We start from the raw sequence: 22,923 nt of genomic DNA on the forward strand, positions 1-22,923 counted from the left end.
CTGACCGAATTTCCGTCGCCGCGCCATGGTCATCAAAAACCTTCTCCGCAAGCTCGACCTCACCACGTTGCAGCTGTTTCTCGCCGTCTTCGAAGAGGGCACGCTCACGCGTGCCGCCGAGCGCGAGGCGATCGCCGTGTCCGCCGCCAGCAAGCGGCTGCTCGAACTCGAACAGGCAGTCGGCGCGTCGCTATTCCAGCGCAACGCGCGTGGCATGACGCTGACGCCTGCCGGCGAGACGCTGCTGCATCACGCGCGCCGGGTGCTGCGCGACATCGAGAACATCGGCATCGAACTGGCCGGCCATGCGAGCGGCGTGCTTGGCTACGTGCGGATGGTGGCGAATCTGTCGGCGATCGTCGAATTTCTGCCCGAAGATCTGCGCGCGTTCCAGTCGTTGCACGAGCGCGTGAAGATCGACCTCGAGGAGCGGCCGAGCGGCGGCGTCGTCAAGGCCATCGACGAAAGCCTCGCCGATCTCGGCATCTGTTCCGCCGACGCGGATACGCGCGAGCTGCACGTCGAGCACTACCGGCGCGATTCGCTCGTGGTCGTGATGCGCGACGATCATCCGCTCGCGGCGCGCACGAGCATCGCGTTCGCCGAAACGCTCGATGGCGATCACGTCGGCCTGCATTCGGCGAGTTCGATCAACGCGCGCACGCACCTCGCCGCGCGCCAGGCCGGCAAGCCGCTGCGGCTGCGCATCCACGTGCCGGGCTTCGATGCGGTCTGCCGGATGGTGCAGGCGGGCATGGGTGTCGGCGTGCTGCCGCGGAAGGTGTATCAGCTGATGGGCGGCCCGCTCGGTCTCGTCGGCACGCCGCTCGATGATGACTGGGCCGAGCGCAGCCTCGTCCTCGTCGTGCGTGAGGTCGATGCATTGTCGCCGGTGAGCCGACTGCTGTTCGATCATCTGCGCACGGTCGAAGCGCAGGAAGCCGCAGCGCACGCTCGAACCGAACCCGCTCCCGCAACCACGCAACCTCGGCGTCGAGCCCGTAGCCGCTGATGAGCGTTCGCCGTTGGCGAACGGTCGTTGGCGAATTGCGGTTGGACGCCGCCACCACGCCGCTCCTAAGCTGTCTCCCAACACGAAACGAGTTCGGAGACAGCAACATGAGTGGACCCCTGCAGGGTATCCGCGTCGTCGAGATCGGCACCCTCATCGCCGCGCCGTTCGCTGCGCGCCTGATGGCCGAGTTCGGCGCCGACGTGATCAAGATCGAAGCGCCCGAAACTGGCGATCCCCTTCGCAAATGGCGCAAGCTGCACGAAGGCACGTCGCTGTGGTGGTATCTGCAGTCGCGCAACAAGAGGTCCGTTTGCGTGAATCTGAAATCGGCCGATGGCGTCGAGATCGTCAAGCGCCTCGCCGCCGATGCCGACGTCGTCATCGAAAACCTGCGCCCCGGTGCGCTCGAAAAGCTCGGCCTCGGCTGGGACGTGCTGCACGCGCTCAACCCGAAACTGACGATGGTGCGCATCTCCGGCTATGGCCAGTCCGGTCCGTATCGCGACCGGCCCGGCTTCGGCGCGATCGGCGAGGCGATGGGCGGCATCCGCTACACGACGGGCGACGTGGACGGCGCGCCGGCGCGCGTCGGTGTGAGTCTCGGCGATTCGCTCGCGTCGTTGCATGGCGTGATCGGCGCGCTGATGTCGCTATTGCGCGTGAAGACGGGACAGGGCGAAGGCCAGGTGGTCGACGTGTCGCTGGTCGAGAGCGTGTTCAATCTGATGGAAAGCCTCGTGCCCGAGTACGATCTGCTCGGCCATGTGCGCGAGCGCAGCGGCGGTGCGCTGCCGGGCATCGCGCCGTCGAACACCTATCGCACCGAGGACGACGGGTTTGTCGTCATCGCGGGCAACAGCGATCCGATCTTCAAACGCCTGATGCATCTGATCGACCGCCCCGATCTCGCCGACGATCCCGCGCTCGCGCACAACGACGGCCGCGTGAAGCAGGCCGAGATGCTCGACCAGGTGATCACCGCGTGGACCTCGCATCACGCGACCGAAGACGTGCTGACCGCGCTCGAACGCGCTGAAGTGCCGGCCGGTCGCATCTATTCGGTGGCCGACATCGTCGCCGATCCGCATTACCAGGCGCGCGACATGGTGCTGCAGACGCAGTTGCCAGGCGGCGCGTCGGTGAAGATGCCGGGCATCGTGCCGAAGCTGTCGAACACGCCGGGCGAAGTGCGCTGGCCAGGACCGACGCTCGGCGAGCACACCGTCAGCGTGCTCAGCGAGCTTGGATTCGCGAACGACGACATCGAGCGGCTGCGCCGCGGCGGAGCCGTGCAATGAGCGCCACCATCGACTCATCCGGTTTCGACGCGCTGATCGTGCAGGAAGTCGCCCCGCGCGACGGCTTGCAGATCGAGCCCACGTGGGTCGAAACCGCCGACAAGATCGCGCTGATCAATGCGCTGTCCACGTGCGGATTCACGCGCATCGAAGCGGGCTCGTTCGTCTCGCCGAAAGCGATTCCGGCGTTGCGCGACGGCGAGGCCGTGTTCCAGCAGATCGAGCGGCGAGCTGGCGTGATCTACGTCGCGCTGGTGCCGAACCTGAAAGGCGCGCAGCGCGCATTGTCCGCGCGCGCTGACGAACTGAACCTTGTAATGTCCGCGAGCCAGACGCACAACCGCGCGAACATGCGCATGAGCTGCGAGTCGTCGCTCGCGGCGTTCGACGACATCGTGCGTCACGCGATGGCCGCGGGCGCGCGGCTCAACGCGACGGTGGCGACCGCGTTCGGCTGTCCGTTCGAAGGCCGCATCGACGAAGATCGCGTGATCGGCATCGTCGATACCTATCGCGAGATGGGCGTCGAGGGCATCACACTCGCCGATACGACCGGCATGGCGAATCCGCGCCAGGTCGCGCGGCTCGTCGCCCGCGTGCTCGAACGGCTACCGGCCGCGGCGCTGACGCTGCACTTTCATAACACGCGTGGCCTCGGCTTCGCCAACGTGCTCGCCGCGTATGAGGCCGGCGCACGCCGCTTCGACGCGGCGCTCGGCGGCCTCGGCGGCTGCCCGTTCGCGCCGGGCGCGTCGGGCAACATCTGCACCGAAGACCTCGTGAACCTGTGCGACGAAATGGGTATCCCGACCGGGATCGATCTGCCAAAGCTGCTCGCGCTGTCGCGCGGTTTGCCTGCATTGCTCGGCCACGACGTACCGGGGCAACTCGCCAAGGCAGGCCGCAATTGCGACCTGCATCCGGTGCCCGACTACGTTCGGCAGATCTGAACAGCACCGACCAAGTAACTCCCTTAACCGATCAAACGACCGGACGGCACCGCCGAATCCGGCATTGGAGACAAGCATGAGTGACCTGGGCGTAGTGGCGGGCAGTACCCGCGAACATGGCGCGGACGATCTCGCAGCCATCATCCGCAAAGTCGCGTGGCGACTGATGCCGCTCATCATGATCTGCTATCTGTTCGCGTTCTTCGACCGCATCAATATCAGCTTCGCGAAGTTTCAGCTGCAAAGCGATCTGGGGTTGTCCGATACGGCCTACGGTCTCGGCGCGAGTCTGTTCGTGATTGGCTACGTGCTGTTCGAAGTGCCAAGCAACCTGTTCCTGTACAAGGTCGGCGCGCGACGCTGGATCGCGCGGATCATGATTTCTTGGGGTCTCGCGACCGCGGCGATGGTATTCGTCAACAACGAATGGCAGTTCTACGGGCTGCGCTTCGTGATCGGCGCAATGGAAGCGGGCTTCGCGCCCGGCGTGCTGTACTACCTGACGCTGTGGTTTCCGACCGCGTATCGCGGCCGCATCACGTCGATGCTGTTTCTCGCGTCGGCGTTTTCGGGACTGGTCGGCGCGCCGCTCGCGGGGCTCGTGATCGGCCATCTGGACGGCGCGCTCGGCATGCCGGGTTGGCACTGGCTGTTCCTGCTCGGCGGCTTGCCGTGCATCGTGCTCGGTCTGCTGGTGCTGAAGCTGCTGAAGGATCGCATCGACGATGCGGGCTGGCTGTCGCCGGCGGAAAAGACCTTGCTCGCTGGGCAGATCGCGCAGCAAAGCCGCCCGGCACAGACAGCCCATTCGCTGATGGGCGCGCTGAAAACGCCGGGCTTCCTGACGCTCGGGCTCGTGTACTTCCTGATTCAGATCGCGTCGTACGGTCTGAACTTCTGGGCACCGCATCTGATTCACGTGGCGGGCACGAAGAATCCCACCGTGGTCGGCCTGCTGACGGCGGTGCCTTATGTGTGCGGCGCGATCTGCATGGTGGTCGTCGGGCGGCTGTCGGACGCGAGCGGCGAGCGGCGCAAGTTCGTGTTCGGGCTGCTGTTGATGTCGGCGCTCGGCTTCTTCGCCGCGGGCTTCTTCGACAAGCAGACCACCTTGCTGGTGGTCGCGCTCGCGGTGATGGGCGCGGGCGTGGTCGCGTCGATTCCGGCGTTCTGGGCGCTGCCGCCAAAGCTGCTGACGGGCGCGGGCGCCGCGGGTGGCATCGCGTTGATCAACACGCTCGGGCAACTCGGCGGGATCGTGAGCCCGGTGATGGTGGGACGCGTGATGGATCTGACCGGCAGCACGACGCCAGCGCTGTATGTGATCGGCGCGCTGAGCGTGGTGTGCGCGGTGATCGTGCTGTATGGTCTGCCGGAGTCGCTGCGCAACCGTGAAACGGCGCAGTGAAATCGAGGTGAAGGGCGCGGCCGTTGGCTTGCATCACATGATGTGCCGCGCCGCTGCCCGCTAGTGCATCCGCGAATGATAGGCCTGCCGCATCAATCACTTGGCGGGCCTGTGCTCAGGTTGTCCACAAGCTTGTTCCCAAATTATGTGGACAACTGCACTTTGAGATCGTCGTGAGTGATACTGCGTCCTTGCGAAGCACGGTTGCCAGTATCACGGGCTCCGTAGCGCGCTCGCTGCCTACGCGTGAACCGCGCGCAGATAGTTCTCACGCTTCAAGCACTTAAGCTCGCTGTGCGAAGGTTGTCCACAGCCTTGCCAACATTTTAGGTGGACAAGTTTTGCTTGCCGGCGGGGCGCGTGGACCGGAACTCGGCATGGAGTTGTCCGCATCACGCCTTCAATACAGGCGCCGAAGCCACCACCTCTTCCCGCACCTGCACCTGCAAAACCGCATCCCGCTTATCAAGCAGATGTTGCCGCAGAATCGCGCTGAGCTTCTTCCCGTCGCGAGCCTCGAGCGCCTTCAGCATTTCATCGTGATCGTGAATCGCGCGGTCCCACTTCGGCGTCTGATAGTTCGAGCGAAAGCGCAGCGCCTGCAGCCGACGATTGACGGACACATACGTCTGCCGCAGCGCCGAATTTCTCGCCGCTTCGTTGATCTTGTCGTGGATCGCCTGGTTGCGGCTGTAGTAGCCCGGCAGATCGTTCTGCGCGCGGCACGCGAGCATCGCGTAATGCAGCGCCTTGATGTCGGCGAGTTCGGCCGCGGTGATGCGCTCCGCCGCGAGTTCGCCGGAAAATGCTTCGAGGCCGCTCATCAATTCGAACGTTTCGCGCACTTCCGCTTCCGACATTTTCGATACTGACGCGCCCCGGTTCGGCGAAATCTCGATCAGACCTTCGGCAGCCAGCACCTTCAACGCCTCGCGCAGCGGCGTGCGCGAAATGCCGAGCGTTTCGCACAACTCGCGCTCGTTCAGTTTCTTGCCGGGCTCCAGCGCCCCCTCGACGATAAAGCGGCGGATGTGCTCCACCACCGTATCGTGCAGGCGCTGACGCTCGACCTTCGGCATCAGCGGGGCGGCGGTCAAACCCGCGTCGACATCCGAATTTTGCATACAAAAACCTCAGCTTGACATGATGTAGGATTTTATCCGAACGCTAATGATTAGTTAATCACTGTGCAAACGAGGGTAAACACCGGCCTCATTGGCCAATTTTTGACTTGGGGCGTCACCGTTCGTCTGATATAGTTTTTTGCATGCAAAATTCAATTGGAGGAACCCGATGTTGAAGCTAGATTTCCATCCCGCTGGCCGTCACTTCCTGCAGATTCCGGGGCCGAGTCCGGTCCCCGATCGCATCCTCCGCGCGATGAGCTATCCGACCATCGACCACCGCGGCCCCGAGTTCGGCGAACTGGGTCTCAAGGTGCTCGACGGCATCAAGAAGATCTTCAAGACGCAACAGCCGGTCGTGATCTATCCGGCGTCCGGGACGGGCGCGTGGGAAGCGGCGCTGTCGAACACGCTGAGTCCGGGCGATCACGTGCTGATGTTCGAGACCGGCCACTTCGCGACGCTGTGGAAAAAGATGGCGGAAAAGCTCGGCCTGAAGCCCGAATTCCTGGGGCTGCCAGGCATCGAGGGCTGGCGGCGCGGCGTCCAGCCGCAGATGATCGAAGAGCGTCTGCGCGCCGACACGCAGCATGCGATCAAGGCGGTCTGCGTCGTGCACAACGAAACCTCCACGGGCGTCACGTCCGACATCGCCGCCGTGCGCCGCGCGATCGACGCCGCCGGCCATCCCGCGCTGCTGCTCGTCGATACGATCTCCGGTCTCGCGTGCGCTGATTATCGCCACGACGAATGGGGTGTCGACGTGACCGTGTCGGGTTCGCAAAAGGGCTTGATGCTGCCGCCAGGCATCAGTTTCAACGCGATCTCGTCGAAGGCGATGGCCGCGAATCAGCACGCGAAGCTGCCGCGCAGCTTCTGGGATTGGCCGGAAATCGTCGAGATGAACGAGGCCGGCTACTGGCCGTACACGCCGAACACGAACCTGCTGTACGGGCTGCACGAAGCGATCGAGATGATTCTCGGCGAAGGGCTCGACAACGTGTTCGCGCGCCACGAGCGGCTCGCCGAAGCGACGCGCCGCGCGGTGCGCGCGTGGGGGCTCGAAATCCAGTGCGCCGATCCCGCTGTCTATAGCCCGGTCCTCACCGGCGTGATGACGCCCGACGGCGTCGATGCCGACGTGGTGCGCAAGCTGATCTACGAACGCTTCGACATGTCCCTCGGCACGGGCCTCGGCAAGATGAAGGGCCGCATGTTCCGCATCGGCCATCTCGGCGATTGCAACGATCTGATGCTGCTCGCGACACTGGCCGGCTGCGAAATGGGTCTGCGGCTTGCTGGCGTGCCGGTGAAGGAAAGCGGCATGCCGGCCGCGATGGAGTGGCTGAGCCAGGCACCGAAGACGCCGGGGCTGAAGGCGGCGGCCTGAGCGTCGGGCGCTGTTCGTAGGCGTGACGCGCTGCGCGCAAGGGTTTGCTTGCCGCAGCGCGACGCACCTCGAACGCTAGCGAACCCCAGCGAGCCTCGGGCAGGCAAACAGTCAGCAACAAAGAACAATCCGCAACAGCAGGGAGCGCTTCCCTCAACGAGCTGCGCACAGAACGCGGCCAGAGCAACATGCAATGCGTCCATAGCGGCCCTCGCCGCCGACGGGCGACGATGCAGCGCGCCACTTCAGACGCGCCGTCGACAGATGCCATGGAGAGAGACGATGAAGCGGTTTCGTTTGACCAGTGCGACCAGTATCGTTCTAGTGATGCTCTGCATCATGTACTTCATCACGTACCTCGATCGCGTGAACGTCAGCACCGCGGCCGCGGGTTTCGGCAAGGAATTCAATCTCACGCATACGCAGGTCGGCCTCGTGTTCTCGGCCTTCGCGTATCCGTATCTGCTGTTTCAGGTGATCGGCGGCTGGGTCAGCGATCGCTTCGGCGCGAGACGCACGCTGCTGTTCTGCGGCGCGATCTGGGGTCTCGCGACGGTGCTCACCGGCCTCGCAGGCGGACTCGCCTCGTTGCTCGCCGCGCGTCTCGTGCTCGGTTTCGGTGAAGGCGCGACGTTCCCGGCTGCAACTTCGGCGATGTCGCGCTGGGTCGCAAAAGAAAAGCGCGGCTTCGCGCAGGGCATCACGCACGCCGCGTCGCGAGTCGGCAATGCGATCGCGCCGGCGCTCATCGTGCTCGTGATGACTACCTGGGGCTGGCGCGCATCGTTCTTTATCTGCGGCGCGCTGAGTCTGGTGTGGGTCGTCATGTGGGCACTCACCTTCACCGAGCACCCGAAAGATCATCCGCGCATCACGGCTGAAGAGCTCGCCGTGCTACCCACGCCGAAGCCGAAAATCGCCGGCCTGCCGTGGGGCAAGCTGTTTCGCCGCATGGCGCCGGTCACGATCGTCTACTTCTGCTATGGCTGGACGCTGTGGCTGTTCCTGAGCTGGATTCCGCTGTACTTCCTGCACAACAATCATCTGCAATTGCAGAAGTCGGCGATCTTCGCGTCGGTCGTATTCTTCGCCGGCGTGATCGGCGACACGCTGGGCGGTATCGTCACCGATGCGATCTTCAAGCGCACCGGCAGCCTCAAACGTGCGCGCAGCTGGATGGTGTCGGTGTGCATGCTGTTCTGCCTGCTGTCGCTGATTCCGCTGATGTTCACGCATGACCTGACGCTGTCGATCGCCTGTCTCGCGTCGGGCTTCTTCTTCGCCGAGATGACGATCGGCCCGATGTGGGCGATCCCGATGGACATTGCGCCGGAATTCTCCGGCACCGCGAGCGGCATGATGAACACGGGCTCGGCGCTCGCCGCGATCATTTCGCCGGTGATGGGCGGATTTCTGATCGACTACTTTGGCAACTGGGATCTGCCGTTCGTCGGCAGCATGTTGCTGATGGGCGTCGGCGTCGTACTCGCGTTTCGCATGCAGCCGGAGAGCCGCTTCGAACTCGGCGCGTCGGAGAAGGCGCACGTTTCCACCCGCATGGGCGTATAAAACATGATCACATCACTGAGCCAGCTTCTTGCCGATGCGCGTCGCCGTCGCACTACGCTCGATACGTTGTCGCCCGAGCAGCTTCCTTCCGATGCCGACGCAGCCTACGCAATCCAGCACGAGATCCTGAGCGCGTGCGGCGCGCGAATCGGTGGCTGGAAGATCGGCGCGAAATCGGCGAGCGGACCGATCCAGGGTGCGCCATTGCCCGACACCGATCTGCGCGCGGACGGCGCGCGTCTGTCGCGCGAAGGCTTCGCGCCGCTCGGGCTCGAACTCGAAGTCGCGTTCCGTTTCGGCCGACGCTTCGAGCCGTCCGCGACGCCTTACGACGAAGACGAAGTGCTCGCGGGCATCGGCTCGATCGGCGCGACCATCGAGATCGTCGCGAGCCGCTATGCCGCGTGGCCGGCCGTCGACAAGCTCGCGCAGCTCGCGGACCTGCAAAACCACGGCGCGCTGATCGTCGGCGAATTCACGCGGTATCGCGAGGATTTTCCGTTCGTCGCGCCATCGCTGCGGTTCGAGTTCAACGGACGCAACGTCGTCGAGACGACGCCCGCGAATCCGGCCGGCGATCCGCGGCGGCTGTTGGCGTGGCTCGTCAATCATGCGAGTGCGCGCGGCATCGAGGTGACGCCGGAGATGGTGATCACCGCGGGTTCGTACACCGGCATGTTTTTCCCGCGAGAGGCGGGTACCATGAGCGGGCATATCGAAGGCCTCGCGCCGGTTCATTGCGCGTTGTACTAAATGACGAATCCCACTGCGGGCTTGCTCATCAAGCCGATCCATCTGGTTCCCTCCGCCGCGCGCGCGATAAGCCCGCTCGCGCGGCATCTGCGCAAATCGCTGCGCGGCGACGTGCTGTTCGATCTCGCCAGCCGGGGCCGCTACGCGACTGATGCGTCGATCTATCAGATCACGCCGATCGGCGTCGTGGTGCCGCGCGATCAGGACGACCTGCGCATCGCGCTCGAGATCGCCCGCAGCGAGAAAGTGCCGCTGCTCGCGCGCGGCGCGGGTACGAGCCAGTGCGGGCAGACGGTCGGCGAAGCGCTCGTGGTCGATACCAGCAAGTGGCTCAATAACATCGTCGCGTTCGATGCCGACGCGCGCACCGTGACGGTCGAGCCCGGCGTCGTGCTAGATCATCTGAACGCGTGGCTGAAGCCGCATGGACTGTGGTTTCCGGTGGATGTATCGACGGCTGCCCAGTGCACGATCGGCGGCATGGCCGGCAATAATTCGTGCGGCTCGCGCTCGATCGAATACGGCAACATGGTGCACAACGTCGACGCGATCGAAGCGATTCTTGCCGACGGCATCGAAGCGCGCTTCGCGTCGCTGCGCGAGCCGCCGCAAGGCGAGCGCTTGCAGCAGATCGTCGCGGGCGTCACGCGGATCGCGCAGCGCGAGCGTGACGAAATCGTCGCGCGCGTGCCGAAGGTGCTGCGCCGTGTCGCGGGCTACAACATCGATCTGTTCGACTGCCAGAATCCGCGCGCCTATACCGACGACGGCAGCGCGAACCTCGCGCATCTGCTGGTCGGCTCGGAAGGCACGCTCGCGTTCAGCCGGCAGATCACGCTGAAGCTCGCGCCGCTGCCCGCGCCCAAGGCGCTTGGCGTGGTCAACTTTCCGACCTTCCGGCAGTCGATGGCGCTGACGCAGCACATCGTCAAGCTGAAGCCGGTCGCGGTCGAACTCGTCGATCGCACGATGATCGACCTGGCGTTGAGCAATCCCGCATTTCGTCCGGTGATCGAGAAAGCGCTGGTCGGCGAGCCGCAGGCGATTCTGCTCGTCGAATTCGCGGGCGAGGATCGCGACGCGCAGCTCGCGTCGCTGAAGCAACTGACCGAGTTGATGGGCGAACTGGGCTTGCCCGACGCGGTCGTCGAAATGCCGGACACGAATGCGCAGAAAGCGCTGTGGGAAGTACGCAAGGCCGGGCTCAACATCATGATGAGCATGAAGGGCGACGGCAAACCGGTGTCCTTTATCGAAGATTGCGCGGTGCCGCTCGAACATCTGGCCGACTACACGAGTCGTCTGACCGACGTGTTTCATCGCCACGGCACCGAAGGCACATGGTACGCGCACGCGAGCGTCGGCACGCTGCACGTGCGGCCGATTCTCGACATGCGCCGCGACGGCGCCACGAAGATGCGCGCGATCGCCGAGGAAGCGGCCGCGCTCGTGCGCGAGTACAAGGGCGCGTATTCCGGCGAGCATGGCGATGGCCTGTGTCGCGGCGAATGGGTCGCGTGGCAATACGGGCCGCGGCTCAACGAGGCGTTCGGCGAAATCAAGACGCTGTTCGACCCGGACAATCGCTTCAATCCCGACAAGATCGTGCGTCCGCCGAAGATGGACGACGCGCGCAATTTCCGCTTCGCGCCGGGCTATCGCGAACAGCGCATCGAAACGGTGCTCGACTGGTCGACGTGGAACGTGAAGCGCGATCCGCTGACGGGCGAAGAAAGCGCGCCCGGCAGTGGCGACGATCTGAGCGGCGGTCTCGCGAAAGCGGTCGAGATGTGCAACAACAACGGCCACTGTCGCAAGTTCGACGCGGGCACGATGTGCCCGAGCTATCGCGTGACGAAGGACGAACAGCATCTGACGCGCGGGCGGGCCAACACGTTGCGGCTCGCGATTTCCGGGCAGCTAGGCGAACGCGGGCTCGCGAGCGATGACGTGAAGGAAGCGCTCGACCTGTGCGTGTCGTGCAAGGGCTGCAAGCGCGATTGCCCGACCGGCGTCGATATGGCGAAGTTCAAGATCGAGGCGCGGGCGGCGCGTGCAAAGACGCACGGCGTGCGGTTGCGCGACAGGCTCGTCGCGTTCATGCCGCGCTATGCGGGCGCGGCGAGCCGCATGCCGGGACTGCTGGCGCTCGCGGACAATGTGCCGGTGCTGTCGGCGTGGTTCAAGCGTTCGGTCGGGTTCGCGACGGAGCGGAGTTTGCCGCGGTTCAAGAAGGCGTTTCTGGCCGATGCGGTGTCCGCGAAGTCTGCACGCAACGCCACACAAGCCGCCACTCTGAAAGAAGTCGTGCTGTTCGTCGACACTTTCAACAATCACCTGGAGCCCGACAACGCGCGCGCCGCGCAACGGGTGCTTGAAGCGGCGGGCTACACGGTCCACTTCAACGCACGCCCGGGCGAGCGCCCCGTGTGTTGCGGCCGCACGTTTCTCGCGGCGGGTCTCGTCGATGAAGCGAAGCACGAAGCGCGGCGCATGCTCGATCTGTTCAGGCCGTTTGTCGAACGCGGCGTGCCGGTGGTGGGTCTGGAGCCATCCTGCCTGCTGACGTTGCGCGACGAATTCCTGCAGTACGGTTTTGGCGACGAAGCGCGGCGCCTCGCGCAGCACGCGTTTCTATTCGAGGAATTCCTCGTGCGCGAAGAACAGGCCGGACGTTTGCGGCTCAAATTGAACCCGCTGCCGATGCAGCAGGCGCTCGTGCACGGCCACTGCCATCAGAAGGCGTTCGACGCATTCACGCCGGTGCAGACCGTGCTGAAGTGGATTCCCGAATTGAAGGTATCGACGGTCGAATCATCGTGCTGCGGCATGGCCGGCAGCTTCGGCTATGAAGCGGAGCACTACGCGAGCTCGCAGGCGATGGCCGAGCTGTCGTTGCTGCCCGCGGTGCGCAAGCTCGATGCCGCCACGGTGATGATCGCCGACGGTACCAGCTGCCGCCACCAGATTCACGATGGCGCGGGTGTCGACGCGATCCACGTCGCGCGCGTGCTGGGGATGGCGCTGCAATGACGCGGCGCTAACGCAAGCGCGAAACTCAAACGCCGATCGCTTGTCGATATGCACTCGGCGCCACCCCAACAGCCTCGCGAAACCGGTGACTAAAGTGACTCGCGTTCGCATAGCCGCATTGCCCGGCGATCTGCGCGAGCGGCAGCGTCGTCGTGCGTAGCAGCGTGCGCGCGTGATCGAGCCGTTGTCGTGCGATCCAGGCGGCGGGCGGCAGCCCAAACGACTCGCGAAACATGCGTGCAAGATGAAACTCCGACAGCGCCGCGACGCCCGACAACTCACCGAGCGTCAACGGCTGCGCGAGATGGCTGTCGATATAGTCGCGCAGGCGGCGCCGCGTCGCGGCCGAGAGCCCGCCCTTCAGCGCCACGTTCGCGCGCCGCACGCCCTGTCCGCGCAATAGCAGGCTCAGCACTTCGTGCGCCGTCTCGTTGGTGCGCAGCAGACCATCGGGACTTGCCCACTCTTCGTTGACGAGCGACTGGCACAGACTGGCAATGCGCGGGTCCTCGAAATAAGTGCGATCGGCGAGCGTCAGTTCGCGCGGCTCGCGGTCGAGCTCCTGCACCGCGCGTCGCGTGAAGTGCTCGGGCAGGAAGTACAGGTGCATGAAGTGCATGTGGCCGCGCACCCACCAGCGCGATTCGTGATCGCCGGGCAATGCGCACAGCCGCGACGGCGCGCCGTAGTGGCCCGGCATTTTCTGGCGCTCGGTGCGATAACCGCCGTCCAGATAGCACGACAGCGTGTGATGGCCGGGCCGCTCGTAGACGGTCTCGGCTTCCTTCGTGTCGCGCGTCCATAGCGCGATCGCGAGTCCGTCGCCGAGCCACGCGAAGCGGTCCAGATGCGCGTTTGCGCTGGCGAGCGTGTGACAGACCGACTGCAAGCCAAAAGGCATGCCGGCGGTGGATATCACGGGGACGGACGGACTGGGGTTCACGGCGGCGCGCGGAGGTTTTTCCGGGTATAGGGTGAGGGCTGAGCGGCCAGTATACGGCGCGTCCGGTCAGCTTGCGCATCGGTGCGAAAAAGTGCGCAATTTTAGACAATTGCCGGCGGCGGAGCGGTTGCATAGTCGGGCTTTCGTCCATGCTGCGTGCCATTGCAGACCGTCATCGCAGCCCGTTATTGCAGTTTGAGGCCCGACCATGAATCTCCTCCTTTATGCCGTCACCGTGCTGATCTGGGGCACCACCTGGATCGCAATCAAATGGCAACTCGGCGCGGTACCGCCGCCCGTATCGATTGCGTGGCGTTTCTGGATCGCCGCGCTGCTGATGTTCGCGCTGCTGCGCATCATGCGCCGGCCGCTCTGGCCGCCGCGCGACGCGTGGCGTTACCTCGCCGCGCAGGGTCTCGCGCTGTTCTGCCTGAATTTCCTGTGCTTCTACTACGCCGAACAGATCGTGCCGAGCGGGCTCGTCGCGGTGGTGTTCTCGACGGCGCCGCTGCTGAACTCGATCAACGGGCGACTATTCATGGGCCGGCCGCTGCAGCCGAGCGCGATTGCGGGCGCGCTGCTCGGGCTCGTCGGCATCGTCTGTCTGTTCGTGCAGCAGATGGCCGGGCATCTCGGCGATCACACCGCGTGGCTCGGACTTGGCGTCGCGTTTCTCGGCACGCTGTGCTTCTCGGCCGGCAACCTGCTGTCGAGCCGCATGCAGTCGATGGGCCTGCATCCGTTCGCGACGAATAGTTGGGCGATGCTGATCGGCGCGGCCATCCTGACGGTGGGTAGTCTGCTCGCCGGCTATTTGTTCGCGCTGGAAGCGTCGGCGCGCTATCTCGGCGCGCTCGCGTATCTCGCAGTGTTCGGCTCGGTGATCGCGTTTACGGCCTATCTGATGCTGGTCGGCCGCATGGGTCCTGAGCGCGCTGCCTACTGCACGGTGCTGTTTCCGATCGTCGCGCTTGCCGCGTCGACGCTGTTCGAAGGTTACCGCTGGTCCGCGCTCGCGGTGGTCGGTCTGCTGCTCGTCGTGGCTGGCAATCTGGTGGCGTTCGGTCTGATGCGACGGATTTTCGTGCGTCGCCGGCCGGCGCGAACATGATGCGCCGTGTCGCTCGAGGTGAGGATTTACAGGAGCAGGAAAGCTCTGCCCGGTGAGTCTTTGCGGGAACTGGTCTTGACCGGATTCGTGACCGGACCATATCGTTGTAAACGTAATTCGATGCAAATGGAATGATTTGAATTGGCCGGCATTCAATAGCCATTTTTTCGTCAATTAATTTGCTATTTTTATATGAGAGGATAAAAGACCCACTCCGATGTGCACAGGCGAAGCGCGCCGGTCAGCCTTACCGTGCGTGCCTCGTGCCTAGCAAGGAATACCGCCGTGAAGATTTTCTCCCGCCTTGGCGTGGCCGTGGTTTTAATCCACAGCCTCGTTTCGCCGAATGCCTCCGCGCAATCCCAATTGAATTACACCACCTCGTGGATCGGTAATAGTTTCGGATTTGGCGACGGTAAATGGATGCAGCAGGATATTCAGGCCATTAGCGTCGGCGCTGATGGGACCGTTTATACGAATTCGCCATGGGACGAAAGCGGCAGCGAAATCGCCGCCTATCGCGCCGGCGGCAAGCTCGCGGTCGCCGGTTCGACGCACGGCTGGGGCGCGGCCGGTGGCGACGCGGTGGCCGTCAATCACACGTACCTGTATGCGGCAATGTCGATCGGCAACGAGAGCAATGCGCTGGTCGGCGCCGACTATCCGCCGGCCAACCAGACCTGGTACGGCATCACCCGACGCACGCTCGCGAATCTCGCGACCGGCGCGCCGTTTTCCGGCGGCATCGGCAATAGCGCGAACGCGACGAAGAACAGTTTCGTCGCGGTGCAAACCGTGAAGACCGGCACCGACGCGAGCATTCGCGGCCTCGCCGCGACCGACAGCGAGCTTTACGTGGCGGACACCTACGGCAACCGCATCGTCGTGTACGACGCGCAATCGATGCAGCCGCTGCGCTCGTGGAGCGTCGCGTCGCCGGCCCGCATCGCGATCGACACCGACTCGACGTTGTGGATCATCAGCGGCTTCGGGTCAGGCAACCTGAGCATCCAGCACTACCGCGCCGACGGCACCGCGCTCGCCGGTCCATTGGCGCTGCCCGCCAGCACCGTGCCGACCGACATCACGGTCACGCCATCCGGCCAGCTGCTGGTCGCCGACAACGGCGTTTCGCAGCAGATTCTCGTGTTCAAAAAGGGCGCGGGCGGCCAGATGCAGGCCGGTGCGTCGATCGGCACGCGCAACGGCATCTTCCACCCGGTGCGCGGCGTGCCGGGCGATACGCGCTTCAGCGGCATCACCGGCATCGGCGTCGATGCGGCCGGCAATCTGTACGTCGCGCAAAACGGCGAGGGCCCACGCGCGCCGGGCTCGGCGTCGGTCGGGCAAGGCGCGGTGCTGGAGAGCTATGTGTACGGCACACGCGTGCTCAACTGGCGGCTCTACGGCCTGACCTTCGTTGATAGCGGCGCGTTCGATCCGGCCACGCCCGCTTCGATCTACACGGGCTCGAAGCGCTTCACGCTCGATTACAGGCAGCCGGTCGGTCACGAATGGTCGTATGCGGCATTCACGCTCGATCGCTTCGATTACCCCGACGACCCCGCGTTTCACGAGCCGCGCGGCGTGCGCGGCGAACCGATGGTGCGCAGATTCGACGGTAAGCGTTTTCTCTATACGCTCGATTCGGGCGCGCACTATCTGAACGTCTATCGCTTCGATGCCGCGCATGGTGAGATCGCGATTCCGTCGGGAATGCTCGCGCAGAATCCGCTGCCGGGCACATGGCCCGCCGCGCAACCGGCATACGGTGAATGGCTGTGGCGCGACAGCAATGGCAATGGCGCCGTCGACGCAAGCGAGATCAGCAGCAATCCGTCGACCGGCAGCACGGTCGGCGATGGCTTCTGGTGGGTCGACGAACCCGGCAACGTGTGGCTCGCCACGCCCTTGAGTGGCGTGCGCGAAATGCCGCTGCAAGGTCTCGACTCCGCCGGCAATCCGATCTACACGTACGCGAGCGCGAAGATGTTCGCGATGCCCGCGCCGTTTACGCGGCTCGCGCGGCTCGTCTACGTCGCGTCGACCGACACGATGTATCTGTCCGGTTTCACCAGCGCGATTCCGTGGGACTCAACGCACTGGAAGGAAGCGGGCCCGGTGCTGGCCCGCTACGACAACTGGAGCACCGGCACGCCGACGCAGGTCTACACGATCCCGCTGCCGTGGAACACGCAAAGCGATCCGCAGACCACTACGGTCGGCGTCGCGGTGGCGGGCAACTACATCTTCGTCGCCGAGCTGTACACCGATCGCATCGACGTCTACGACGCGCGCAACGGCACGCCGGTCGGTTACATGACGCCCGGAGCGAGCGTCGGCGGCACGAGCGGCTGGGTCGACGTGTATCTCGGCATCAGCGCGGTGCGGCGCGATAACGGCGAGTACGTGGTGCTGGTCGAAGACGACGCGCGCGCGAAGATCCTGATGTATCGCTGGACGCCTTGACGTGGATCGCTGTCGCGCCGAACACGAATAGACGGCGGCGCATGATCGGTATATAACAACTTTACCGGTCATTCAATGGAGCGATGTTCGACCATGACGCAAGACGTTTCTCCCAAGCCGCCCTCTGACGATCGTCCCGAGATCGAGCAGCTCGACGCGGCGCTCAGTCACGTCGATCAGCAGATGTCGTCGGGCGGCATTGCGTCGGGCGCGGCGAAAGGCATTGTGTACAGTCTGATCGAAACGCTCGGCGCGCTGGTCGGCGATCCCGATCTGCCGGAGCACGCGCGTTCGGGTTACGAAGGATTGCTGGAGGCCGCGCGCGAGTTGCGTGCGAAGTTGGACCGCTGAGCGGTGCGCTGGGTGGAGCGCTGAAGCCGCGGTCCGCGTTGCATTGAAGACGATGCACTCAAGACCGCAGTGAGGCTCACGCGCCGAGCGCCACCGCCTCTCCGCTCGTCTGCGCCAGCAACTGGTGAATCTGCGCGACCACGGCCGCGCCCTCGCCGACCGCCGCGGCCACGCGTTTGGTCGACCCGGCGCGCGCATCGCCGATCGCATAGACGCCTTCGACCGTCGTGCCGAGATCGCACGCCGTGGCCGAGCCGTCCGCGCTGATGCCGGTCAGCACGAAGCCTTTCGCGTCGAGCTGCACGCCGCAGGTGCGCAGCCATTCGGTGTTCGGGTCCGCGCCGGTGAAGAGAAACAGATGCCGCGTCGCGAAGCGATCGACGCCATCGGGCAGCGGCCTTTTCAAGGCGACCGACACGAGCCCGTCCTCATCGCCTTCGAGCCGGCCGATTTCCGAATTCGGATGCACGAACACGTTCGGCAGCGAGCGGATGCGGTCGATCAGATAGCGCGACATCGTCGCCTCGAAGCCGCTGCGGCGAATCAGCACGTGAACCTTGGCGGCGTGCGTCGCCAGATAGACGATCGCCTGGCCCGCCGAATTGCCGCCGCCCACCAGCACGACCTCCTGGCGCTTGCACAACTTCGCCTCGACCGGCGACGCCCAGTAGTAGACACCGCGTCCGTCGAAGCGCTCGAGCCCGTCGAGCGCTGGGCGCCGGTACACGGCGCCGCTCGCGATCACGATCGCCCGCGCGCTGATGTGGCCGCCGCATTTCAGCTCCAACCGATACGGCGACTGCCCGCAGTGCAGCGCCTTCACGTTGACCGGAATCGCGACGTGCGCGCCGAACTTCTGCGCCTGCACGAACGCGCGGCCGGCGAGCGCCTGGCCCGAGATGCCGGTCGGAAAGCCGAGGTAGTTTTCGATGCGCGAGCTCGCGCCCGCCTGGCCGCCTGGCGCGCGGCTGTCGAGCACGATCACCGACAGGCCTTCGGAGGCCGCGTACACCGAGGCGGCGAGCCCCGCCGGCCCCGCGCCGACGATCGCGACGTCGTACACGTACGCGTCGTCGAGATCGGGCAGCATACCTAAGCGAGTGGCAAGTTCCGGCATGCTCGGATGACGCAGCACCGAGCCGTCCGGGCAGATCACGAGCGGCAGGTCCTCGCGTTGCGCGGCGAACTGCTCGATCAGACGCAGCGCGTCTTCGTCGCGTTCGTCGATCACGGAATGCGGATGGCCGTTGCGCGACAGGAAGCCTTGCAGCGTCACGAGCCGTGCGTCGCTGCTATTGCCGATCAGGATCGGGCCGCCCGCGCCCTTTTCGATCAGCGATACGCGCCGCAGAATCAGCGCGCGCATGATGCGCTCGCCGAGTTCCGCTTCGGCGACGATCAGCGCGCGCAGGCGCTCGGGCGGAATCAGCAGCGCTTCGACGGGGCCGATCGCGAGGCCGTTAACCAGCGAGGGCTTGCCCGACAACTGCCCGACCTCGGCCAGGAAATGCCCGGCGCCGCGCTCGCTGATCACGTGCTCGCGGCCGATGCCGTCACGCTGATAGACCTTCACGCGCCCTTCGAGCAGCACGAACATGCCGGGGCCGGTGTGACCGGTCTCGAACAGCAGCTCGCCGGACTTCCAGTGACCGATCTCGCCGAAGCGGCGCAGCCGGTCGATCTCGGCGCAACTGAGCTCCGGAAACATCTGGTGCATGCGCGTCGACAGCGACGAAAACGGCGCGTCGGCGACGACTCCCTGCTGTCCTTCCACTTCTTGAGTCTGAGTCGAAACGTCCTGAGTCGAAAGCATTGAACCGCTCCTTCGGTGTTCATTGCACGATTGAACGGCAGGCAACGCGATGCGCGCTCGCACCCCTGGGCGAGCCGTGCCGCGCGCTTGAGGCGGACGGTGCCGCCGCCAATTCCAGCTAGACGGCTTTGGGCGCGATGTCGTCGACCGCGACCTCCGGCGGCGGCATCGCGGGCAGCGAGTCGACCGGCTTGCCCGAGTCGCGCCAGGCTTCCATGCCGCCGCGCAGCGGCAGCACGTCGGAGAAGCCGGCTTCGTTGAGCTGCTTGGCCATCCATGCCGCGGAAATCTCGTTCGGACACGAGCAGTAGATCACGAGCTTCTGATCGTGCGCGTAGGTGGCGACGATGTCGTCGAGTTGCCGCTCGTCGGCGAATAGAGCGCCTGGTATCACGAACGGATCGAGCTTGCGCTTCTCCTGCGAACGGATGTCGAACACGACCGGCGCCCGGTCGGCCGCGAACAGCTTCGCGAGTTCGTCGACCTCGATGCGCGCGGACGCGAGCTTCGCGATCAACTGACGGCGCCGGATCCACCGGTACACCGCGTACAGCACCAGCAACGCGACGACGACGAGTGCCGCCGTGCGCCCGAGCCGCCCGGCGATCGCGAACAGCATGTCGATCTGCCGCGCGAACAGCGCGCCGATGATCAGCCCGGTGCCGGACCACAGCGCGGCGCCGACGCCGTCGTAAGTGAGGAAGGTGCGATAGCGCGTGCCCATCGCGCCCGCCATCGGGATCGACACGATCGACAGCCCCGGTACGAACTTCGCGACCGCGAGCACGCGCACGCCCCAGCGGCCGAAGAAGCGCTCGGTCTTTTTCACGCAGGTGTCGCGCGACAGCGACAACCGGCAGATCGTCTTCAGCGTATTGCCGCCGTAGATGCGGCCCGCGACGTACCACGCGCTGTCGCCGATCAGTGTCGCGAAGATCGACAGCACGAGGACCGGCAGCAATTGCGTGCCGACCGAGCCAGGGTGCATCGCGGCCATCGCGCCGAACAGCACGAGCGACGGCATGGCCGGTACCGGCAGCCCGAGCGCGGCGGCCAGCACGTTGATGAAGACGAGCGCCGGTCCATATTGCGCGACGAGGTCATGTAGCATCGGTTTAACATCCGCGGCCCTTGCGGGCGCAGCGCGGTAAGGAATCCACAGGCGAATGCAAGGATTATGGACGTATTTTCGAGACGTGCAAACGGCCCGGAAATCGGCCCGGGAATCGGCCAGTTGTGCGGCTGCGATCGCGCCGGCATGTGTGACCGCATACCCCGACACGCAAGCGTGGCAGGCGCTTGTGACAACGTGCTGAAGGCGGGGGTAAGCGAACCCGGTGAGACGCGCGAAAGCGCTTGCTAAAACCCGTAGGAAGGCGTGGATTGGCGGCGCAAGCGGAACAAACGGAAGCGCGGCGACGCGCACAGGCGCGCCCCATGCGAATAATCCGCGCGTAAGCGTCGAAGTGCGACGCAAGCGGCGCGAGAGGCTGACGAGTCACGCGGCGGACCCACCTGCCGCGCGCCTGCTTCACTGACGATGATTGTGCTGTTCGCCCGGCAACTCGGCGCCATGCGCGCGGATCGCGGCGATCAGCTCCGCGGGCGTGATTTCGTAGCGCACTTCGCGATGGATGCCCGGCTTGCGCTCATCGACTTCGATCAGCAGGATGCCTTTGCCGTCTTCGGTCGATTCGAGGCGCAGCGAGCGAAGTTCGCGCGCCGTTGCGTCGTCGTATTCGGTGAGCAGGGCCATTGACCCGGAGGACCCGGTGATGCGCATCGAAGTTGTCCTTGTCGCGTTGGTGATGGAACCATTGTACGGGGCGGATGGCGTGCCGTCTGCCGCGTCGTCGTGCCGTGTTGCGTCTGCCTCTGTCTCTATCTCGCCGGGGTTTTAGTCGGGTATGACGCCGCCGTTAGCGCATGCGCGGTTGCGGAGCGTGCAATCAGTTTAACGCGACTCGTCGTCGCGACGAACGCATTTTTCATGCCCCGCGGCAGTGCGATGCGCGTTCCGGATTTGTCATGCGGATGACGCGAGCACGGGCTAGGAGACGTTGGGCGGCGCATGCGCCGCGCGGCCGCACGCGTCGCCGCGCTTGCAAAAAAATAGCCCGTCCGGATAGGGGCGGGCCGTTAAACGCCGTTGTTACTCGGGTCAGCCTGCCCTTGCAACGAGTGGGCGCTGACGACTCCATCCTCGTGCTTCGTTGCCGAACTGTCGAGGTGGGAGTAATGCGGATCTATCAGATCAAAGTACCGTTTTCCGGTTCGACGCTCACACCAGGCCGGTCGCGTAATACACCGCGATCACGAAGAACACCGCGAGCGTCTTGATCACGGTGACCGCGAAGATGTCGCGATACGACTGCCGATGCGTGAGGCCCGTCACCGCGAGCAGCGTGATCACCGCGCCGTTGTGCGGCAGCGTATCCATGCCGCCGCTCGCCATCGCGACCACGCGATGCAGCACCTCGAGCGGAATCTGCGCGGCTTGCGCACCCTTGATGAACATCTCCGACATCGCGGCGAGCGCGATGCTCATCCCGCCGGACGCCGACCCCGTGATTCCCGCCAGCGTACTGACCGACACGGCCGCGTTGACCAGCGGATTCGGAATGCTTTTCAGCGCATTGCCGACGACGACAAAGCCCGGAAGCGCCGCGATCACGCCGCCGAAGCCATATTCCGACGCAGTATTGAGCGACGCCAGCAGCGCGCCCGCCACCGCCGCCTTCGTGCCGACCGCGAAGCGCTGGCTGACGCGACCGAACGCCGTCACGACGACCATCACGATGCCGAGCAGCAGCGCGCCCTGCACGGCCCAGATCGCGACCACGGCCTTGACGCTCGTCTCGACCGGCGCATGCAGACCCGGTAGGGTGTCAGGCGTGACCGTGAAGGTCGGACCGTACCAGGTCGGAATCCAGCGCGTCAGCAGGAAGTTCGCGACGCCGACCACGACGAGCGGCGCCACAGCCAGCAGCGGATGCGGCAGGTGCTTCGATTCGACGTGCTCCGGCTCGTTGACGAGTTCGGTGCCGTAACCCTCGCCGGTCGCGATCGCGGCGCGGCGGCGCCATTCCAGATACGACAGACCGACCACGAGGATGAACAGCGAGCCGATCACGCCGAGCGTCGGCGCGGCCCACGAGGTGGTCTTGAAGAACGTCGTCGGGATGATGTTCTGGATCTGCGGCGTGCCGGGCAGCGAGTCCATCGTGAACGAGAACGCGCCGAGCGCGATCGCGCCGGGCATCAGTCGCTTCGGAATGTTGCTTTGGCGATATAGCTCGGCCGCGAACGGATAGACCGCGAACACGACGACGAACAGCGACACGCCGCCGTAGGTGAGCAGCGCGCACACCGCGACGATCACCGCATTCGCGCGCGAGCGGCCGATATAGCGGATCGCGGCCGCGACGATCGCCTCTGAGAAGCCCGACAGCTCGATTACCTTGCCGAACACGGCGCCGAGCAGAAACACCGGGAAGTACAGCTTCACGAAGCCGACCATCTTGTCCATGAAGATGCTCGTGAAGACGGGCGCGACGGCGGCGGGCTCGGTAGCGAGGACGGCGGCGAGCGCCGCGATCGGCGCGAACAGGATCACGCTGTAGCCGCGATACGCGGCGAACATCAGAAACGCCAGCGCGGCGATAACGATGAGAAAGGACATTGAGTCTCCATAGC

The 22,923-nt window shown here is 65.0% G+C and carries 17 protein-coding genes; 11 read left to right on the forward strand and 6 right to left on the reverse strand.

The features are described from left to right. The first annotated feature begins 25 nt into the window (after positions 1–25). The 4 genes from F6X42_RS17660 (at position 26) to F6X42_RS17675 (ending at position 4,671) form a co-directional block, all read left to right on the forward strand. Positions 26–1,012, forward strand: a complete 987-nt coding sequence (locus F6X42_RS17660) for a LysR family transcriptional regulator (protein WP_187635452.1) — start codon at positions 26–28, stop codon at positions 1,010–1,012. 107 nt (positions 1,013–1,119) lie between these two features. Then, positions 1,120–2,313, forward strand: coding sequence for a CaiB/BaiF CoA transferase family protein (locus F6X42_RS17665; RefSeq protein ID WP_187635453.1), 1,194 nt, complete (start codon positions 1,120–1,122; stop codon positions 2,311–2,313). After that, entirely contained in the window at positions 2,310–3,263 is a 954-nt protein-coding gene (locus F6X42_RS17670; RefSeq protein WP_187635454.1) for a hydroxymethylglutaryl-CoA lyase, read from the forward strand. Before F6X42_RS17665 ends, F6X42_RS17670 begins: the two co-directional genes overlap by 4 nt. Before the next feature lie 76 nt (positions 3,264–3,339). Beyond that, the gene (locus F6X42_RS17675) at positions 3,340–4,671 is read left to right on the forward strand and encodes an MFS transporter (RefSeq protein WP_187635455.1); all 1,332 of its coding nucleotides are present in this window, start codon (positions 3,340–3,342) and stop codon (positions 4,669–4,671) included. Positions 4,672–5,063: 392 nt separating this feature from the next. On the opposite strand, the gene F6X42_RS17680 is transcribed toward F6X42_RS17675, so the two are convergent. Further along, positions 5,064–5,795 carry a GntR family transcriptional regulator gene (locus tag F6X42_RS17680; RefSeq protein ID WP_187635456.1) on the reverse strand — a complete coding sequence of 244 codons (732 nt, stop codon included), beginning with the start codon at positions 5,793–5,795 and terminating at the stop codon, positions 5,064–5,066. Positions 5,796–5,964: 169 nt separating this feature from the next. On the opposite strand from F6X42_RS17680, the gene F6X42_RS17685 reads away from it, so the two are divergent. The 4 genes from F6X42_RS17685 to F6X42_RS17700 all read left to right on the forward strand — a co-directional run bounded on the left by F6X42_RS17685 (position 5,965) and on the right by F6X42_RS17700 (position 12,540). Continuing rightward, positions 5,965–7,185 carry a pyridoxal-phosphate-dependent aminotransferase family protein gene (locus F6X42_RS17685; protein ID WP_187635457.1) on the forward strand — a complete coding sequence of 407 codons (1,221 nt, stop codon included), beginning with the start codon at positions 5,965–5,967 and terminating at the stop codon, positions 7,183–7,185. Positions 7,186–7,467: 282 nt separating this feature from the next. Next, on the forward strand, positions 7,468–8,754 hold the full coding sequence (locus tag F6X42_RS17690) for an MFS transporter (RefSeq protein ID WP_187635458.1): 1,287 nt from the start codon (positions 7,468–7,470) through the stop codon (positions 8,752–8,754). A gap of 3 nt (positions 8,755–8,757) precedes the next feature. After that, complete coding sequence (locus F6X42_RS17695; RefSeq protein ID WP_187635459.1) at positions 8,758–9,507, forward strand: 2-keto-4-pentenoate hydratase; 750 nt, start codon at positions 8,758–8,760, stop codon at positions 9,505–9,507. Next, a complete protein-coding gene (locus tag F6X42_RS17700; RefSeq protein ID WP_187635460.1) occupies positions 9,508–12,540 on the forward strand; it encodes an FAD-binding and (Fe-S)-binding domain-containing protein in 3,033 nt (1,010 codons plus the stop codon). A 25-nt stretch (positions 12,541–12,565) separates the two neighbouring features. Here the strand turns inward: F6X42_RS17700 and F6X42_RS17705 are convergent, their stop codons facing one another. After that, positions 12,566–13,441, reverse strand: a complete 876-nt coding sequence (locus F6X42_RS17705) for a helix-turn-helix domain-containing protein (RefSeq protein WP_187635461.1) — start codon at positions 13,439–13,441, stop codon at positions 12,566–12,568. A 250-nt stretch (positions 13,442–13,691) separates the two neighbouring features. On the opposite strand from F6X42_RS17705, the gene F6X42_RS17710 reads away from it, so the two are divergent. The 3 genes from F6X42_RS17710 to F6X42_RS17720 all read left to right on the forward strand — a co-directional run bounded on the left by F6X42_RS17710 (position 13,692) and on the right by F6X42_RS17720 (position 17,414). Continuing rightward, a complete protein-coding gene (locus tag F6X42_RS17710; protein ID WP_187635462.1) occupies positions 13,692–14,594 on the forward strand; it encodes a DMT family transporter in 903 nt (300 codons plus the stop codon). Between the two features lie 285 nt (positions 14,595–14,879). Next, the gene (locus tag F6X42_RS17715; RefSeq protein WP_187635463.1) at positions 14,880–17,063 is read left to right on the forward strand and encodes an NHL repeat-containing protein; all 2,184 of its coding nucleotides are present in this window, start codon (positions 14,880–14,882) and stop codon (positions 17,061–17,063) included. A 93-nt stretch (positions 17,064–17,156) separates the two neighbouring features. Further along, positions 17,157–17,414: a hypothetical protein gene (locus F6X42_RS17720; RefSeq protein ID WP_187635464.1), complete on the forward strand. Its 258-nt coding sequence runs from the start codon at positions 17,157–17,159 to the stop codon at positions 17,412–17,414. A 76-nt stretch (positions 17,415–17,490) separates the two neighbouring features. Here the strand turns inward: F6X42_RS17720 and F6X42_RS17725 are convergent, their stop codons facing one another. From F6X42_RS17725 to F6X42_RS17740, 4 genes are all read right to left on the reverse strand, one after another. Next, on the reverse strand, positions 17,491–19,227 hold the full coding sequence (locus tag F6X42_RS17725) for an FAD-dependent oxidoreductase (RefSeq protein WP_187635465.1): 1,737 nt from the start codon (positions 19,225–19,227) through the stop codon (positions 17,491–17,493). Between the two features lie 118 nt (positions 19,228–19,345). Then, entirely contained in the window at positions 19,346–20,338 is a 993-nt protein-coding gene (locus F6X42_RS17730; RefSeq protein WP_187635466.1) for a DedA family protein/thiosulfate sulfurtransferase GlpE, read from the reverse strand. A 420-nt stretch (positions 20,339–20,758) separates the two neighbouring features. After that, the gene (locus F6X42_RS17735; protein WP_008921056.1) at positions 20,759–21,010 is read right to left on the reverse strand and encodes a hypothetical protein; all 252 of its coding nucleotides are present in this window, start codon (positions 21,008–21,010) and stop codon (positions 20,759–20,761) included. Between the two features lie 498 nt (positions 21,011–21,508). Beyond that, the gene (locus F6X42_RS17740; protein WP_187635467.1) at positions 21,509–22,909 is read right to left on the reverse strand and encodes a GntP family permease; all 1,401 of its coding nucleotides are present in this window, start codon (positions 22,907–22,909) and stop codon (positions 21,509–21,511) included. Between the last annotated feature and the right edge of the window lie 14 nt (positions 22,910–22,923).

This window comes from Paraburkholderia podalyriae (genome assembly GCF_014397785.1).
Lineage (GTDB): Bacteria > Pseudomonadota > Gammaproteobacteria > Burkholderiales > Burkholderiaceae > Paraburkholderia > Paraburkholderia podalyriae.

Coding starts and splice junctions, on each gene's coding strand:
- F6X42_RS17695 (WP_187635459.1), top strand. CDS start 8,758: ATGATCACATCACTGAGCCAGCTTCTTGCCGATGCGCGTCGCCGTCGC.
- F6X42_RS17690 (WP_187635458.1), top strand. CDS start 7,468: ATGAAGCGGTTTCGTTTGACCAGTGCGACCAGTATCGTTCTAGTGATG.
- F6X42_RS17680 (WP_187635456.1), bottom strand. CDS start 5,795: ATGCAAAATTCGGATGTCGACGCGGGTTTGACCGCCGCCCCGCTGATG.
- F6X42_RS17725 (WP_187635465.1), bottom strand. CDS start 19,227: ATGCTTTCGACTCAGGACGTTTCGACTCAGACTCAAGAAGTGGAAGGA.
- F6X42_RS17735 (WP_008921056.1), bottom strand. CDS start 21,010: ATGCGCATCACCGGGTCCTCCGGGTCAATGGCCCTGCTCACCGAATAC.
- F6X42_RS17710 (WP_187635462.1), top strand. CDS start 13,692: ATGAATCTCCTCCTTTATGCCGTCACCGTGCTGATCTGGGGCACCACC.
- F6X42_RS17675 (WP_187635455.1), top strand. CDS start 3,340: ATGAGTGACCTGGGCGTAGTGGCGGGCAGTACCCGCGAACATGGCGCG.
- F6X42_RS17705 (WP_187635461.1), bottom strand. CDS start 13,441: ATGCCTTTTGGCTTGCAGTCGGTCTGTCACACGCTCGCCAGCGCAAAC.
- F6X42_RS17700 (WP_187635460.1), top strand. CDS start 9,508: ATGACGAATCCCACTGCGGGCTTGCTCATCAAGCCGATCCATCTGGTT.
- F6X42_RS17720 (WP_187635464.1), top strand. CDS start 17,157: ATGACGCAAGACGTTTCTCCCAAGCCGCCCTCTGACGATCGTCCCGAG.
- F6X42_RS17685 (WP_187635457.1), top strand. CDS start 5,965: ATGTTGAAGCTAGATTTCCATCCCGCTGGCCGTCACTTCCTGCAGATT.
- F6X42_RS17730 (WP_187635466.1), bottom strand. CDS start 20,338: ATGCTACATGACCTCGTCGCGCAATATGGACCGGCGCTCGTCTTCATC.
- F6X42_RS17665 (WP_187635453.1), top strand. CDS start 1,120: ATGAGTGGACCCCTGCAGGGTATCCGCGTCGTCGAGATCGGCACCCTC.
- F6X42_RS17670 (WP_187635454.1), top strand. CDS start 2,310: ATGAGCGCCACCATCGACTCATCCGGTTTCGACGCGCTGATCGTGCAG.
- F6X42_RS17660 (WP_187635452.1), top strand. CDS start 26: ATGGTCATCAAAAACCTTCTCCGCAAGCTCGACCTCACCACGTTGCAG.
- F6X42_RS17740 (WP_187635467.1), bottom strand. CDS start 22,909: ATGTCCTTTCTCATCGTTATCGCCGCGCTGGCGTTTCTGATGTTCGCC.